Consider the following 14,664-nt stretch of genomic DNA (forward strand, 5'->3'; position numbering starts at 1 on the left):
GCGGCTCAGGCCCAGCGGCGAAGTTCGCGTTTGGCGAGCGAGTTGCGGTGCACCTCGTCGGGACCGTCGGCGAGGCGCAGGGTGCGGGTCTGCGCCCAGAGGGCGGCCAGCGGAGTGTCCTGGCTGACGCCGGCGCCGCCGTACCCCTGAATGGCCTTGTCGATCACCCATTCCGCCATCGCCGGCGTACCGATCTTGATGGCCTGGATCTCGGTGTGCGCGCCCCTGTTGCCGACGGTGTCCATCAACCAGGCCGTCTTGAGCACCAGCAGACGGGCCTGCTCGATACGCACCCGAGACTCGGCGATCCACTCCCGGACGACGCCCTGCTCGGCGAGCGGCCGGCCGAACGCGACCCGCCCGAGCGCCCGCTTGCAGAGCAGCTCCAATGCCCGCTCAGCCATTCCGATCAATCGCATGCAGTGGTGGATCCGGCCGGGGCCCAGTCGCGCCTGGGCGATCGCGAAGCCGGTGCCCTCGGCGCCGATCAGGTTCTCCGCCGGCACCCGGACGTCCGTGAAGTCGATCTCGGCGTGCCCACCGTGTGAGCCGTCGGTGTAGCCGAAGACGGTCATGCCCCGGCGGACGTGCACCCCGGGGGTGTCCCGGGGGACCAGCACCATGCTCTGCTGGCGGTGCCGGTCGGCGTCGGGGTCGGTCTTGCCCATCACGATGAAGATCTCGCAGCGCGGATCCATCGCGCCGGACGACCACCACTTGCGGCCGTTGATGACGTACTCGTCGCCGTCACGGACGATCCGGGTGGCGATGTTCGTGGCGTCGGAGGACGCCACGTCCGGCTCGGTCATGCAGAACGCGGAGCGGATCTCGCCCTCCAGCAGCGGCATCAGCCAGCGACGCTGCTGCGCTTCCGAGCCGAACTCGGCCAGCAGCTCCATGTTGCCGGTGTCCGGCGCCGCGCAGTTGACCGCCTCCGGCGCCAGGTGCGGACTGCGCCCGGTCAGCTCGGCCAGCGGCGCGTACTGCAGGTTGGTCAGGCCGGCACCGTAGCGGGGGTCGGGCAGGAACAGGTTCCACAGGCCGCGCTTGCGGGCCTCCGCCTTCAGCTCGGCCAGCACCGGTGTACGCGACCACGGGTCACCCGCGGCGACCTGCTCGGCGTGCACGGCCTCGGCCGGGTAGACGTGTTCGGTCAGGAACCGGGTCAGCTCGTCGCGCAGCTCCTCGGTCCGGGTGTCGTACGAGAAGTCCATCACCGCTCCCTGGCGGCGGTCAGCCCGTGCGCGACCAGCGGTGCCACCATCTCGCCGATCCGGTCGAAGCCCTCGCCGAGCGTCTGCCCGAGCGTGTGGCGGTAGTGGATTCCCTCGCAGATGACCGCGAGCTTGAAACAGCCCAGCGCCACGTGCCAGTGCAGCGGCCCGACGTCCACGTCGCTGCGTCCGGCGTACCTCTCGATCAGCTCGGCGCCGGTGGGGAAGCCGGCGCGCGGCCCGAGCCCGTCGGCGACCGGGTTGCCCTCGGCCGTGTCGCTGCCGCCGAGGACATCCCAGTACGTCAGGAGCAGTCCCAGGTCGGCGAGGGGGTCGCCGAGGGTGGCCATCTCCCAGTCGAGGACGGCGTGCACGGCCACCGGGTCGGCCGCGGCGAGGAGGTTGTCCAGTCGGTAGTCGCCGTGCACGATCCGGCCGGCGTTCGCGCCCTCCGGGGCGGTGGCGGCCAGCAGGTCGCGCAGCTCGTCGATGCCGGGCAGGTCGCGGCTGCGCGAGCGGTCGAGCTGCCCGGCCCAGCGGCGGACCTGCCGGGCCAGGTAGCCCTCGGGACGACCGAAGTCGCCGAGCCCGACGGCGGCCGGTTCGACTGTGTGCAGCGCGGCGAGCGTGTCCATCATCGCCATGGCGAGCGCCCGTCGTCGCTCGTCGCCGAGCGGGTCGGTCTGCGCGCGGGTGCGGAACACCTCGCCGGGCACCCGCTCCATCAGGTAGAACGGCGCGCCGATCACCTCGGGGTCGGTGCAGAGCAGCAGCGCGCCGGGCACCGGCACCTCGGTCGGGGCCAGCGCCGAGATGACCCGGAACTCGCGGCCCATGTCGTGCGCGGTCGCCAGCACGTGCCCCAGCGGCGGTCGGCGCAGCACGAGCTCCCGGTCGCCGAGGCGCAGCAGGTAGGTGAGGTTGGATTTGCCGCCCGCGATCAGCTGGGCCCGCACCGGCCCCGTGGCGAGGTCGGGTCGGCGCGCCGCCAGATGGGCGGTGAGCCGATCGAGGTCGAGCCCGGCGGGGGAGGCCGGAACCGCGCCCGGCCGGAGCGCGCTGACGGCCGGATCGGTCATCCGACTAGTTGATGGCAGCCCGCTCACGTTGTCAAGGTCAGATTTTCCCCTCGGGACATGGCTCGGCAACAGGGACGAAATGGTCAACAGGCAGGCTGTGACGCAGCCTGCCGGCCGACTGTCGCCGGCCCGCCGAGCGGAGGGACAGACATGTTGCTGCGAGTTCGGGTCACCCTGCCGGACCGTCCGGGCACCCTCGGCCAGGTCGCCCGCACGCTGGGTGTCTCCGGCGCGGACATCGTCCAGGTGGTGGTCCTCGAGCGTCTCGGCGGGCGCGCGGTGGACGACTTCACTGTGGTGTGGCCCGGCGCGGCTCGGGTCGAGCGGCTGCTGGCCGGCCTCGCGGCGATTCCAGGCGTACGGGTGGACGGGGTGTGGCGGGCGATCGGCGCGCCCACCACCACCGGTCAGGACGCGGAGTTGCTGGCGCAGGTCGCGGCCAACCCGGCCGACGGGCTGGCGACCCTCGTCGACGCGGTACCGGGACTGCTTGCCGCCGACTGGGCGGTCGCCGCGATGGTCCCGGTGGACTGGGCCTCGCGTACCGGGGGCGGTGGCGCCACCGTGGGCCACGCGAGCTGGCGTGCTCCCGTACCGCTGCGGCTGCCGGAGGTGACCCCGCTGCGCGGCCGGTCGATGACCACGCCCGACGGCACCCACCACGCGATCGCGCCGTTCGGCCGGGCCGGCCTCGTGCTGGTGGTGGCCCGCGAGCACAACGACACCCTCTGCGCGGCGAACTTCCACAGCACCGAGGTCGACCGGCTCACCCAGCTCGTCCGGGCCAGCGCGGTGATCCTCGGTGACCGGCTCGACCTGGTCGGCGTGCCGCCGGTCGTCGCCGGCCCCTGAGCGGCCTCGGGGTCGTTCCCGGGCCGACACGGCCGAGCAACCGGGCGGCAACAGCCGAGGGCGAGGCTCTGAGGTGGGGAAGGGAGCCAACCATGACGTTGTGGCGGATTCGGGCCACCGTGGACGACCGGCCGGGTTACCTGTCGGTTCTCACGGCGAGCCTCGCGCTGCGGGGGGTCAACATCCTCACCGTGCAGGTGCAGCCCACCGAGCAGGGCGCGGTTGACGACTTCCTGGTCGACGCGCCGGACGCGCTCGACGAGGCCGAGCTGATCGCGGTGGTCGAGCGGGGTCGTGGCCGGGACTGCTGGGTGGCGCGCAGCGAGGCGCGCGGCCTGGCCGACCAGCCGACCCGGGTTCTCGGGCTGGCCAACCGACTCGTGCGTGACCCGGACGCGACGGGTGAGGCGTTACGGACCCTGCTCGGCGCGGACTCGGTCACCTGGCGACCTGCGTCGACGGGTGTCGACCGGGGGATCATCGACGCCACCATGACGCTGGCCGACCCGGCGGGCGGCTCGTTCGCGCTGCGCCGGGCCGCGCCCGCCTTCACCCCGGCGGAGTACGCCCGGGCGCAGGCCCTGGTCGAGTTGGCCGCCACGGTGGCGCGTCGGGCCGCGGAACAGGTCACACTGGTGCTGCCCGACGGGGCCGAGGTGGCCGTCCGGCCGGGCTGCGCGCACGACCTGTCCGGCCTCGTCGAGCTGCATGAGACGTGCTCACCACGTAGTCGGCGCCGGCGTTACCTGGGCGACGCGCTGCTGCCGCGGCCGGCCCGACTGCGCCGGCTGCTGGAGCCGGAACGAGGGTTGACGCTTGTCGCCTCGACCACCGGGCCCGACGGCGCGGCGGAGTCGGTGGTCGCCATGGCGAACCTGCTCGGCGAGGGCGACGAGGCCGAGGTGGCGCTGCTGGTGCGCGACGACTGGCAGCGGCGCGGGCTCGGCTCGGCGTTGCTGCGTCGGGTGGTCCGGCACGCCGACGCGGCCGGGTACGCGGCGCTGGTGCTGCACGTCCAGGCGGAGAACGCGCCGATGCTGCGGACGCTGCGGCGACTGGACCGGCCCAGCTCGGTGCAGCGTGACGGGGCGTTGCTCACCGTGACGGTCCCGCTCGCCGTCTCCGCTGCGGCGGAGAGGACGGGCACGGTGCTGACGCCTGGGGCGTAGCGAGGGTCCCGGTCACCACCGGGGCGGTTCGCGGGCATCGGACACTCCCGGCGAGAGCGGCGCGATCATCGCCAATGGCCGACCGTACCCCTTCACAAATCGATGACGGGCGCATTACATTGTCGGTTATCCATGGGAGCGCTTCCACGACCCATGGTTACACCGCCACCCCCGCTGTCGCCGGTGGCCGTGTCGCCCGTACGCCGTCCCGCGTCGGTGCGGCCGCCGGCGGCACCTCCGACAGGAGCCCGCATGCGCCACCTGACCCGGCCGTTCCGCGGCCACCCCGGTCGGTCGCCGGTCGCCGACCAGCCTTGGCCCCGGCGCTTGCTGGCCGTCGGCGTCGCGCTGCTCACCGGCGCGTCCCTCGCGGTGACCGCACCGCCGTCCGGGCCCGCCGCCGCCGCTGCGCCGGCTGCGACCTACAACTACGCAGAGGCGTTGCAGAAGTCGCTGCTCTTCTACGAGGCGCAGCAGTCGGGCAAGCTTCCGGACTGGAACCGGGTCTCCTGGCGCGGCGACAGCGCGCTCACCGACGGCGCCGGCGCGGGTCTGGATCTCACCGGCGGTTGGTACGACGCCGGCGACCACGTGAAGTTCGGCTTCCCGATGGCGTTCAGCGCCACGATGCTGGCGTGGGGCGCGGTGGAGTACCGCAGCGGTTACACGGCCTCCGGCCAACTGCCGCACCTGCTCAACAACCTGCGCTTCGTCAACGACTACTTCATCAAGGCGCACCCGTCGGCGAACGTTCTCTACGGGCAGGTCGGCAAGGGCGACGACGACCACAAGTGGTGGGGTCCGGCCGAGGTGCTGCCGATGGCGCGTCCCGCGTACAAGATCGATGCGAGCTGTGGCGGCGCGGACCTCGCCGGCGAGACGGCGGCCGCGATGGCCGCCTCCTCGATGGTGTTCCGGCCCACCGACGCGACCTACGCCGACAAGCTGCTCACCCACGCCCGGCAGCTCTACACCTTCGCCGACACGGTGCGGAAGTCCTACAGCGAGTGCATCACCGACGCGGCGTCGTTCTACAAGTCGTGGAGCGGCTGGCAGGACGAGCTGGTGTGGGCCGCCATCTGGCTGTACCGGGCCACCGGCGACGCCAGCTACCTGACCAAGGCCGAGAGTGAGTACGACAAGCTCGGCACCGAGCCGCAGTCCACCACCCGCTCCTACAAGTGGACCATCGCCTGGGACAACAAGCAGTTCGGCGCGTACGTGCTGCTGGCCAACCTGACCGGCAAGCAGAAGTACGTCGACGACGCCAACCGCTGGCTGGACTACTGGACCGTCGGCGTGAACGGGCAGCGTGTTCCGTATTCACCAGGCGGGATGGCGGTGCTCGACTCCTGGGGCGCGCTGCGCTACGCGGCCAACACGTCCTTCGCGGCGCTTGTCTACAGCGACAAGACCACCGACACCACCCGCAAGGCGCGCTACCACGACTTCGCCGTCCGGCAGATCAACTACGCGCTCGGTGACAACCCCCGCAGCTCCAGCTACGTCATCGGTTTCGGCGCCAACGCGCCGAAGAACCCGCACCACCGTACCGCCCACGGGTCCTGGTGGGACAGCCAGACCGTGCCCGTGCAGACCCGGCACACCCTCTACGGCGCGCTCGTCGGCGGCCCGTCGGCGGCCAACGACGCGTACAACGACAGCCGGTCCGACTACGTGATGAACGAGGTGGCCACCGACTACAACGCCGGCTTCACCTCCGCGCTGGTGCGGCTGACCTCCGAGTACGGCGGCAGCCCGCTGGCCAACTTCCCGGTCGCCGAGACGCCGGACATGGACGAGTTGACAGTGGAGACCACTGTGGCGCAGGCCGAGCCCCGGGCCACCGGGCTCAAGGTGATGGTCTACAACAAGTCGGCGTTCCCGGCCCGGGCCCTGACGAACGGGAAGTTCCGGTACTACTTCCGGCCCGACGGCACCGGCAGCGTGCAGGTCACCCCCGGCTACACCCAGGGCTGCCCGTCCCCGACCACTGCCAAGCAGTACAGCGGCGACATCTGGTACGTCGAGGTCGACTGCACCGGGTACACCATCGCCCCCGCCGGTCAGTCGCAGCACCGGATGGAGGTCCAGTTCAAGATCGGCGTGCCGGAGGGCGGCACCTGGGACCCGACCAACGACCCGTCGTACCAGGCCACCGCCGGGCCGAACCGGAAGGTGCCGCTCTACGCCGGCACCACCCGCGTCTGGGGCGACGAGCCGGGGCCGGTCGTGCCGGACACCACCGCCCCGACCACGCCAGGTAAGCCCGTTGCGTCCGGCCTCGCGCCCCGTTCGGTCACCCTGGCCTGGGCGGCGTCCACCGACAGTGGCGGCAGCGGCCTGGCCGGCTACGACGTCCGCGAAGTCCTGGTCGGTGGCGACACGGTGGTGAACCGGCCCGTCACCGGCACCACGCTCACCATCTCGACACTGCTTCCGGAGCACACGTACGAGTTCAGCGTGGTGGCCCGCGACGGCGCCGGCAACCGGTCGGCGGCGTCACAGGTGCTCACCGTGACCACGCCGCCGACCGGCTCCGCCGACACGACCGTGCCGAGCACGCCCGGCACCCCTGTCGCCTCGGCGGTCACCGCCACCGGGCTCACCCTGGCCTGGACCCCGTCGACCGACAACGTCGCTGTCACCGGCTACCGGGTCTACCGCGAGGCCGGCGCCACCGACGCGCTCGTCGGCTCGCCGAGCGGCAGCACGCTCGCCGTCACCGGGCTGACGGCGTCGACGGCGTACCAGTTCTACGTGGTGGCCGTGGACGCGGCAGGCAACACCTCCGCGGCGTCCGCGCCGGTCGCGGTGACCACCGCGCCCGCGCCGGTCGGCGGCACCTGCTCGGTGGGGTACGCCACCACCGACTGGAGCACCGGCTTCACCGCCACGGTGACCATCACCAACAGCGGCACCACGGCGATCAACGGCTGGACGCTGCGGTTCAGCTTCCCCGGCGGGCAGACCGTCAGCCAGGGCTGGTCGGCGACGGTCAGCCAGACCGGCGCGGCGGTCACCGCGACGAACCTGTCCTACAACGGCACGCTCGCGCCGGGCGCGTCGGTGAGCTTCGGCTTCAACGGCAACCACACCGGCACCAACCCGAAGCCCACGGCCTTCACCGTCAACAACACCGCCTGCACGGCGGCCTGAGACGTCGCACGTTCGAGATCTTGGACAGTTTCCGTTCAGCCTGAATAGTTCAGCCTGAACGGAAACTGTCCAAGATCTGCGCCCTCGTACGCAGACTGCCGTACTCGGGATGCCGTCGTGGGGCGGACGCGGACCGGATCGCGTCGGGACAGGGTGGTGGCATGACTGTTACCGCACGGACCTTCACCATCGCCGGTCTCGTCGTCGGCGCCGCGGGCATCGGCGTGCTGTGGGCCGCCGGGGTCGAGTTCCCGATCGCCGTACCGCCCGGGATGATCATCCTGCTGGCTGGCGCTCTCTTCGTCGCGCTCGCCCCGTGGCGCTTGTCGCCCGCGGTGGGCGCGCTGCTGGGCCTGTTCGTGGCCGTCGGGTTCGCGATCAGCCCCACCGGCGTGGACAACCTGCTCGGGCGACACGGGGCCGACGTGGCGACCGGACAGGCGATCCAGTTGGTCGGGGTGCTGACCGCGCTGGTCGCCGGGGTGCTCGCCACCAACGCCGCCCGGCGGCTGCCGCAGGGGTCGGAACCCACCGCACCGCTCGCCTGACCCGGAGACCGCGGACCGGGGATAAGCCGGCGGGATTCTGGGCATGCCAACGTCGTGGGAGGGTTGCTGACTGTCGGGCACGGCACCGCCGACCGGGTGCGGCTGGGCGAACTGCTGGCCGAGGCCGGGGTGGACCTGGTGGTGGACGTGCGGCGGTACCCGGCCAGCCGCACCACCCCGGACGTCCGGCGGGAGGAGCTTGAGCGGTGGTTGCCCGAGCGGGGCATCGACTACCGCTGGGAGCCACGCCTTGGCGGACGCCGGCACACCCCCGCCGGGGAGCCGGAGCCGGACACCTGGTGGACGGTCGCGGCCTTCCGGGCGTATGCCCGGTACACCCGCACACCGGAGTTCGAGGCGGCGCTGGCCGGAGTGCTGACGGACGCCTGCCGACGGACCACCGCGGTGATGTGCAGCGAGAGCCTCTGGTGGCGCTGCCACCGTCGGCTGATCGCCGACGTCGCGGTGCTCGGCCACGAGACGCCGGTGACGCACCTCCTGCCGGGCGGACGGCTCAGCCCACACCAGCCCGCCGAGGGCGCACGCCAGCACCGGGACGGGCACCTGTACTGGGTTGGTTGAGCCCTGTCACTCCGCGAGCTCGGTCACGTCGTCCGCACCGGTCAGCTCCGAGGGTCGCGGAGAGGGCTTGACCGGCATCTTCAGCTCGTCGAGCAGGTCGAGGTCAGCGGTCGCCGGCCCCCGGCGTGATTCCGAAACTTTTCCGAAACATCTTTGCCTGGACCGACGGGTGGTGAAAGCATCGATTGGATTAGATATTCCAACTAAGACGTCCGGTCGTCCCGCCTCGACGGCCCGGATGTTGCCAGTAAGGAGGCCGAGATGGCAATGAGCCCATCCGTTCATCACGGCGGGACTCGGCGACGGCGATCACCCGCCGTCCGAGCGCTGCTCGCCGGCGCGTTCAGCGTCGTGACTGTGGCCGCCGTCGCGGTGATGATGCCCTCGGCGAACGCCGCCGCCACCACGCTCGGCGCGGCCGCCGCGCAGTCGGGCCGGTACTTCGGCACGGCGATCGCGGCGGGCCGGCTGGGCGATTCCACGTACAGCACGATCGCGGCGCGTGAGTTCAACATGATCACGGCCGAGAACGAGATGAAGCCGGACGCGACGGAGCCCCAGCGGGGCCAGTTCAACTTCAACTCCGGTGACCAGATCTACAACTGGGCGACCCAGCGCGGCCTGAAGGTCCGTGGGCACACCCTGGCCTGGCACGGGCAACAGCCGGGGTGGATGCAGAGCCTGAACGGCAGCACCCTGCGTCAGGCGATGATCGACCACATCAACGGCGTGATGGGCCACTACCGGGGCAAGCTCGCCGCGTGGGACGTGGTGAACGAGGCGTTCAACGAGGACGGCAGCCGTCGTCAGTCGAACCTCCAGGGCACCGGCAACGACTGGATCGAGGTGGCGTTCCGCACCGCGCGGGCGGCCGACCCGTCGGTCAAGCTCTGCTACAACGACTACAACATCGAAAACTGGTCGTACGGCAAGACGCAGGGCGTCTACCGCATGATCCAGGACTTCAAGTCCCGTGGCGTGCCGATCGACTGCGTCGGGTTGCAGACCCACTTCACCGGCGGCAGCTCGCTGCCGAGCAACTTCCAGACCACGCTGTCCAGCTTCGCCGCGCTCGGCGTGGACGTGGCGCTGACCGAGGTCGACGTCACCAACTCCTCCACCACCCAGTACGCCGGGCTGACCCAGGCGTGCCTGAACGTGCCGCGCTGCATCGGCATCACCGTCTGGGGCGTACGCGACAGCGACTCCTGGCGCTCGAACGAGAGCCCGCTGCTCTTCGACGGCGGCGGCAACAAGAAGGCCGCCTACAACTCCGTCCTCAACGCGCTCAACGCGGCCCCCCCGACCTCGAGCCCAACCGCGAGCCCGACGGTGAGCCCGACGGTGAGCCCGACCGTGAGCCCGACCACGACCCCGCCGCCGAGTGGTGGCACCGGCCGGATCACCGGGGTGCAGTCGGGCCGGTGCATCGACGTGCCCAACGCCACGCAGACCAACGGCACACGGGTCCAGCTCTACGACTGCAACAGCCAGTCGAACCAGCAGTGGACGTACACCGCGAGCAAGCAGCTGAGGGTCTACGGCAGCAAGTGCCTCGACGCGAACGGCGCGGGCTCCGCGAACGGCACCGGAATCATCATCTGGGACTGCAACGGCCAGCCGAACCAGCAGTGGAACATCAACTCCAACGGCACCATCAGCGGCGCCCAGTCCGGGCGGTGCCTGGACGTCTGGGGCACCGGCAACGGCCAGCAGGTCCAGCTGTATGACTGCCACGGGCAGACCAACCAGCAGTGGCGGACCGACTTCGGTGGCACCACGCCGCCGACCTCCACGCCGCCGACGTCCACGCCGCCGACCTCCACGCCGCCCACCACGTCGCCGCCGGGCGGCTGCGCGCTCCCGTCGACCTACCGGTGGTCATCGACAGGCGCGCTGACGAGCCCGAAGAACGGCTGGCTCTCGCTCAAGGACTTCACAAACGTCGTCTACAACGGCAAGCACCTGGTCTACGCGTCGAACGTCAACAGCGGCGGCTCGTACGGCTCGATGAACTTCGGCCTGTTCACCAACTGGTCCGACATGGCCTCGGCCAGCCAGACTGGCATGAGTCAGGGCACGGTGGCGCCCACGCTGCTGTACTTCGCCCCGAAGAACATCTGGGTGCTGGCGTACCAGTGGGGACCGACCTCGTTCAGCTACAAGACGTCGAGCGACCCGACGAACGCCAACGGATGGTCGGCGGCACAGACGCTGTCCACCGCCAACCTCCCCGACGCCCCGTACGGCGTGATCGACCAGACCCTCATCGGCGACGACCAGAACATGTACCTGTTCTTCGCCGGGGACAACGGCAAGATCTACCGGTCGAGCATGCCGCTGGGGAACTTCCCGGGCAGCTTCGGCTCGAGCTACACCACTGTCATGTCCGACTCGACGAACAACCTGTTCGAGGCCGTCGAGGTCTACAGGGTGCAGGGCCAGAACCAGTACCTCATGATTGTCGAGGCGATCGGAAGCCAGGGGCAACGCTACTTCCGGTCGTTCACGTCCAGCAGCCTGGGCGGCTCGTGGACCCCGCAGGCCGCCAGCGAGAGCAACCCGTTCGCCGGCAAGGCCAACAGCGGCGCGACGTGGACCAACGACATCAGCCACGGTGACCTGGTCCGCACCAACCCCGACCAGACCAAGACCGTCGACGCCTGCAACCTGCAGTTGCTCTACCAGGGCAAGGACCCCAACGCGAGCGGCGACTACAACCGGCTGCCGTGGCGACCGGGTGTGCTCACCATCCAACGCTAGGCGTCACTCCGTCCGCGGAACACCGGGGCGTGTCCGGCACCATGCGGTGCCGGGCACGCCCCTCCGATTCAGTCGGTCAGGTCGTCGGCGAGCAGGTCCATCAGCAGGGCATCGTGCCAGCGGCCGTCCTCGCCCCGCTCGTAGCGGCGCATGATGCCCACCGGACGGAAACCCACCTTCGCGTACGCCCGGATGGCCGCGCTGTTCGCCGCGGCCGGGTCGATGGTGAACCGGTGGTGGCCGTACTCGTCGATCAGGTGCCGGGCCAGGGTGCGGATCGCGTCGACGCCGAGCCCGGCGCCGCGCACCGTCGGGTCGAGGAAGATGTCCATGCTGGCGTGCCGGTAGTCCGGGTCCGGCTCGGCGTGCCACTGGATCGCGCCGACCACCCGGCCGTCGTGCTCGATGGCGTACAGGGCGAGGTCGTGGTCGCCCAGGTCGGCGTGGACGGCTGCGGTCAGGTCGTCGCCGCCGCGCCACCACCGGCGTACCTCCGGGTCGGCCCGGATGGCCGCGAGGGCCGGCACGTCCGCGACCGTCGCCGGTCGGAGGGTCACCGCACGTCCACGCAGCATCGGCTCAGCCCCGACTCTCGCCGTGCTCGACGCAGACCGCCGACCAGCCGACCGGCAGCACCTGCACCTTCATCCGGCGTCGGCAAGCCGAGCAGTAGCGCGGCGGCTCCAGCGCCCGGGCCGCCGCGCACGACTCGTGCCCGGCGGCCGACGCGTCCTCTCCGCAGCGGTCACACCAGCGCTGCGCTGCCACAACCTCGGTCACGTCGTCCTCACCGGTTCAGCTCAGAGGGTCGCGGAGAGGGCCTTGACCGGCATCTTCAGTTCGTCGAGCAGATCCAGATCGGCGGTCGCCGGCCGACCCAGGGTGGTCAGGTAGTTGCCGACGATCACCGCGTTGATGCCGCCGAGCAGACCGTCGCGGGTGCCCAGGTCACCGAGGGTGATTTCCCGGCCGCCCGCGTACCGGAGGATGGTGCGCGGCATGGCCAGCCGGAACGCGGCGATGGCTCGCAGCGCGTCCTTGCCCTCGACCACCGGACGGTCGCCGAGCGGGGTGCCGGGGCGGGGGTTGAGGAAGTTGAGCGGCACCTCGTGCGGGTTCAGCTCGGCGAGCTGCGCGGCGAACTCGGCGCGCTGCTCGACGGTCTCGCCGAGGCCGAGGATGCCGCCGCAGCACACCTCCATGCCGGAGTCGCGCACCATCCGCAGCGTCTCCCACCGCTCCTCCCACGAGTGGGTGGTGACCACGTTGGGGAAGTACGACTTGCAGGTCTCCAGGTTGTGGTTGTAGCGGTGCACGCCCATGTCGACCAGGTCGTCGACCTGCTCCTGGGAGAGCATCCCCAGCGACGCGGCGACCTGGATGTCGACCTCGGCCCTGATGGCGGCGACGCCCTCGCGCATCTGCTTCATCAGCCGGTCGTCCGGACCACGCACGGCCGCCACGATGCAGAACTCGGTCGCCCCGGTCTTCGCCGTCTGCTTCGCGGCCTCGACGAGCGACGGGATGTCCAGCCAGACCGAGCGCACCGGGGAGGTGAACAGGCCCGACTGGGAGCAGAAGTGGCAGTCCTCCGGGCAGCCGCCGGTCTTCAGCGAGACGATGCCCTCGACCTCGACCTCCGGGCCGCACCACCGCATCCGCACGTCGTGGGCGAGCTGGAGGGCGGCGGGCAGGTGCTCGTCGGGCAGGTTCAGCACGGCGAGGACGCCGGCCTGGTCGAGGCCGACGCCGTCACCCAGGACCTGGGTGCGGGCCTGGTCGAGGATTTCTGGCATGGCTCGTACCCTACAAGGCCCCCGGCCAGGCGGGTACGACCTGCCGTCCCGTCGATCTCCGTCGGTGGCGCCCGCGTGTCGCGGGCGCTGACCGTTAGTGACCTTTAGTTCACGATGTGTGTCGTCGGTCGCGGCGGTGTCGGCGTTTGCCGCCGGTCGGCCCCGCTTGCCGAGTGGACTCGGCGGGTGGGTGGTGGCGGGTGGTAATTTCGCCCGGCGGGTGTCGGCGTGACCGGCGCGGACGGCGGTGGAGGGGTGACGGTGGCGGACTGGCTGGCGGCGCTCGATCGCCGCGCGCAGTTGCGGGCGAAGGCCGGGCTGACCCGTCGGCTGCACCCGCGTCCCGCCGACGACCGGATGACCGACCTGGCCGGCAACGACTACCTCGGCCTGGCCACCCACCCGGAGGTCACCGCCGCGGCCACGGCGGCACTGTCGGCGTACGGGCTGGGAGCGACCGGGTCGCGGCTGGTGCGCGGCTCGACCGACGCGCACGAGGCCCTGGAGGACGAGCTGGCGCAGTGGCTGGGCACCGACCGGGCTCTCGTCTTCTCCTCCGGATACCTGGCCAATCTCGGCGCGCTGCGGGCCCTCGTCCAACCCCGGACCCTCCTGGTCTCGGACGCGCACAACCACGCGTCGCTCATCGACGGCTGCCGCATCTCCGGCGCGGAGACGGTGGTCAGCGCGCACGCCGACGTGACGGCGGTGGCCGCCGCGCTGGCCGTGGCCCCGGGACGCCCGGCGGTGGTGGTCACCGAGTCGGTCTTCTCGGTCGACGGCGACCTCGCCCCGCTGGTCGACCTGCACGCGGTGGCGCGTCGCTACGGCGCGTTGCTGCTTGTCGACGACGCGCACGCGCTCGGCGTGACAGGCCCGTCCGGGGCTGGCGCGGTCGCCGCGGCCGGGCTGGCCGGTGAGCCGGACGTGGTGGTCACCGCCACCCTCTCCAAGGCGCTCGGCGGTGCGGGTGGGGTGGTGGCCGGCCCCTCCGAGTTCGTCCGACACCTGGTGGAGACGAGCCGTACGTTCATCTTCGACACCGCGCTGCCGCCGGCCGTCGCGGCGGGTGTGCACGCGGCGCTGCGGCTGGCCCGGGCGGGCGACGATATGCGGGCCGAGCTGGCCGACCGGGTGGCGCTGGCGGTCGGCCGGCTGCGCGCAGCCGGGCTGACGGTGTCCGCGCCGGACGCGGCGGTGATCTCGGTGACCGCCCCGGGCCCGGAGGCGGCGACCACCTGGGCCGCCGACTGCCGGGACCGGGGTGTCGCGGTGGGCTGCTTCCGACCCCCGTCGACCCCGGACAGCCGTTCCCGGCTGCGGCTCACAGTCGGGGCCGGGGTGCCCCGGGCGGATTTCGAGCGGGCGCTGGACGTCATAGTGGACTGCGCGCCGTGAGCGCGAGGAGTGAGCCGGGTTTGCGAGCCCCGCAGTCGCGAACCACAGGTGGTCGGGTGAGCGCGAGGAGTGAGCCGGGTTTGCGAGCCCCGCAGTCGCGAACC

At 71.5% G+C, this 14,664-nt stretch carries 12 protein-coding genes; 7 read left to right on the top strand and 5 right to left on the bottom strand.

Going from position 1 to position 14,664, the window contains the following annotated elements:
- Positions 1–5: 5 nt before the first annotated feature.
- Both ACGFIE_RS15885 and ACGFIE_RS15890 read right to left on the bottom strand, forming a co-directional pair.
- Positions 6–1,214, bottom strand: coding sequence for an acyl-CoA dehydrogenase family protein (locus tag ACGFIE_RS15885; protein ID WP_393295001.1), 1,209 nt, complete (start codon positions 1,212–1,214; stop codon positions 6–8).
- Positions 1,214–2,293, bottom strand: coding sequence for a phosphotransferase family protein (locus tag ACGFIE_RS15890; protein WP_393295003.1), 1,080 nt, complete (start codon positions 2,291–2,293; stop codon positions 1,214–1,216). The genes ACGFIE_RS15885 and ACGFIE_RS15890 overlap by 1 nt, the downstream gene beginning before the upstream one ends.
- 150 nt (positions 2,294–2,443) lie before the next feature.
- Between ACGFIE_RS15890 and ACGFIE_RS15895 the strand changes: the two genes are divergently transcribed.
- From ACGFIE_RS15895 to ACGFIE_RS15920, 6 genes are all read left to right on the top strand, one after another.
- Positions 2,444–3,145, top strand: coding sequence for an amino acid-binding protein (locus ACGFIE_RS15895; protein ID WP_393295005.1), 702 nt, complete (start codon positions 2,444–2,446; stop codon positions 3,143–3,145).
- 92 nt (positions 3,146–3,237) lie between these two features.
- Positions 3,238–4,314, top strand: a complete 1,077-nt coding sequence (locus tag ACGFIE_RS15900) for a GNAT family N-acetyltransferase (protein WP_393295007.1) — start codon at positions 3,238–3,240, stop codon at positions 4,312–4,314.
- A gap of 252 nt (positions 4,315–4,566) precedes the next feature.
- The gene (locus ACGFIE_RS15905; RefSeq protein WP_393295009.1) at positions 4,567–7,473 is read left to right on the top strand and encodes a glycoside hydrolase family 9 protein; all 2,907 of its coding nucleotides are present in this window, start codon (positions 4,567–4,569) and stop codon (positions 7,471–7,473) included.
- 161 nt (positions 7,474–7,634) lie between these two features.
- Positions 7,635–8,021, top strand: a complete 387-nt coding sequence (locus ACGFIE_RS15910) for a hypothetical protein (protein ID WP_393295011.1) — start codon at positions 7,635–7,637, stop codon at positions 8,019–8,021.
- A gap of 54 nt (positions 8,022–8,075) precedes the next feature.
- Positions 8,076–8,603 (top strand): DUF488 family protein, encoded by a 528-nt coding sequence (locus ACGFIE_RS15915; RefSeq protein ID WP_393295013.1) that lies wholly within the window; start codon positions 8,076–8,078, stop codon positions 8,601–8,603.
- A gap of 261 nt (positions 8,604–8,864) precedes the next feature.
- Positions 8,865–11,366 (top strand): non-reducing end alpha-L-arabinofuranosidase family hydrolase, encoded by a 2,502-nt coding sequence (locus tag ACGFIE_RS15920; RefSeq protein WP_393295015.1) that lies wholly within the window; start codon positions 8,865–8,867, stop codon positions 11,364–11,366.
- A 68-nt stretch (positions 11,367–11,434) separates the two neighbouring features.
- Here ACGFIE_RS15920 and ACGFIE_RS15925 read toward each other — a convergent pair whose 3' ends face one another.
- Genes ACGFIE_RS15925 through bioB form a run of 3 tightly spaced genes read right to left on the bottom strand, consistent with a single transcriptional unit; the run spans position 11,435 to position 13,162 of the window.
- Complete coding sequence (locus ACGFIE_RS15925) at positions 11,435–11,941, bottom strand: GNAT family N-acetyltransferase (protein ID WP_393295017.1); 507 nt, start codon at positions 11,939–11,941, stop codon at positions 11,435–11,437.
- Between the two features lie 4 nt (positions 11,942–11,945).
- Positions 11,946–12,146 (bottom strand): hypothetical protein, encoded by a 201-nt coding sequence (locus ACGFIE_RS15930; protein ID WP_393295019.1) that lies wholly within the window; start codon positions 12,144–12,146, stop codon positions 11,946–11,948.
- Between the two features lie 20 nt (positions 12,147–12,166).
- A complete protein-coding gene (gene bioB / locus ACGFIE_RS15935; RefSeq protein WP_363682416.1) occupies positions 12,167–13,162 on the bottom strand; it encodes a biotin synthase BioB in 996 nt (331 codons plus the stop codon).
- 261 nt (positions 13,163–13,423) lie between these two features.
- On the opposite strand from bioB, the gene ACGFIE_RS15940 reads away from it, so the two are divergent.
- Complete coding sequence (locus tag ACGFIE_RS15940) at positions 13,424–14,560, top strand: 8-amino-7-oxononanoate synthase (RefSeq protein WP_393295664.1); 1,137 nt, start codon at positions 13,424–13,426, stop codon at positions 14,558–14,560.
- Positions 14,561–14,664: the final 104 nt, after the last annotated feature.

It is taken from the genome of Micromonospora sp. NPDC049275 (genome assembly GCF_043197115.1).
Classification (GTDB): domain Bacteria; phylum Actinomycetota; class Actinomycetes; order Mycobacteriales; family Micromonosporaceae; genus Micromonospora.

Bases quoted from the DNA above. Each gene is read 5' to 3' on its own strand.
- ACGFIE_RS15885 (WP_393295001.1), bottom strand. From the start codon at position 1,214: ATGGACTTCTCGTACGACACCCGGACCGAGGAGCTGCGCGACGAGCTG.
- ACGFIE_RS15890 (WP_393295003.1), bottom strand. From the start codon at position 2,293: ATGACCGATCCGGCCGTCAGCGCGCTCCGGCCGGGCGCGGTTCCGGCC.
- ACGFIE_RS15895 (WP_393295005.1), top strand. From the start codon at position 2,444: ATGTTGCTGCGAGTTCGGGTCACCCTGCCGGACCGTCCGGGCACCCTC.
- ACGFIE_RS15900 (WP_393295007.1), top strand. From the start codon at position 3,238: ATGACGTTGTGGCGGATTCGGGCCACCGTGGACGACCGGCCGGGTTAC.
- ACGFIE_RS15905 (WP_393295009.1), top strand. From the start codon at position 4,567: ATGCGCCACCTGACCCGGCCGTTCCGCGGCCACCCCGGTCGGTCGCCG.
- ACGFIE_RS15910 (WP_393295011.1), top strand. From the start codon at position 7,635: ATGACTGTTACCGCACGGACCTTCACCATCGCCGGTCTCGTCGTCGGC.
- ACGFIE_RS15920 (WP_393295015.1), top strand. From the start codon at position 8,865: ATGGCAATGAGCCCATCCGTTCATCACGGCGGGACTCGGCGACGGCGA.
- ACGFIE_RS15925 (WP_393295017.1), bottom strand. From the start codon at position 11,941: ATGCTGCGTGGACGTGCGGTGACCCTCCGACCGGCGACGGTCGCGGAC.
- bioB (WP_363682416.1), bottom strand. From the start codon at position 13,162: ATGCCAGAAATCCTCGACCAGGCCCGCACCCAGGTCCTGGGTGACGGC.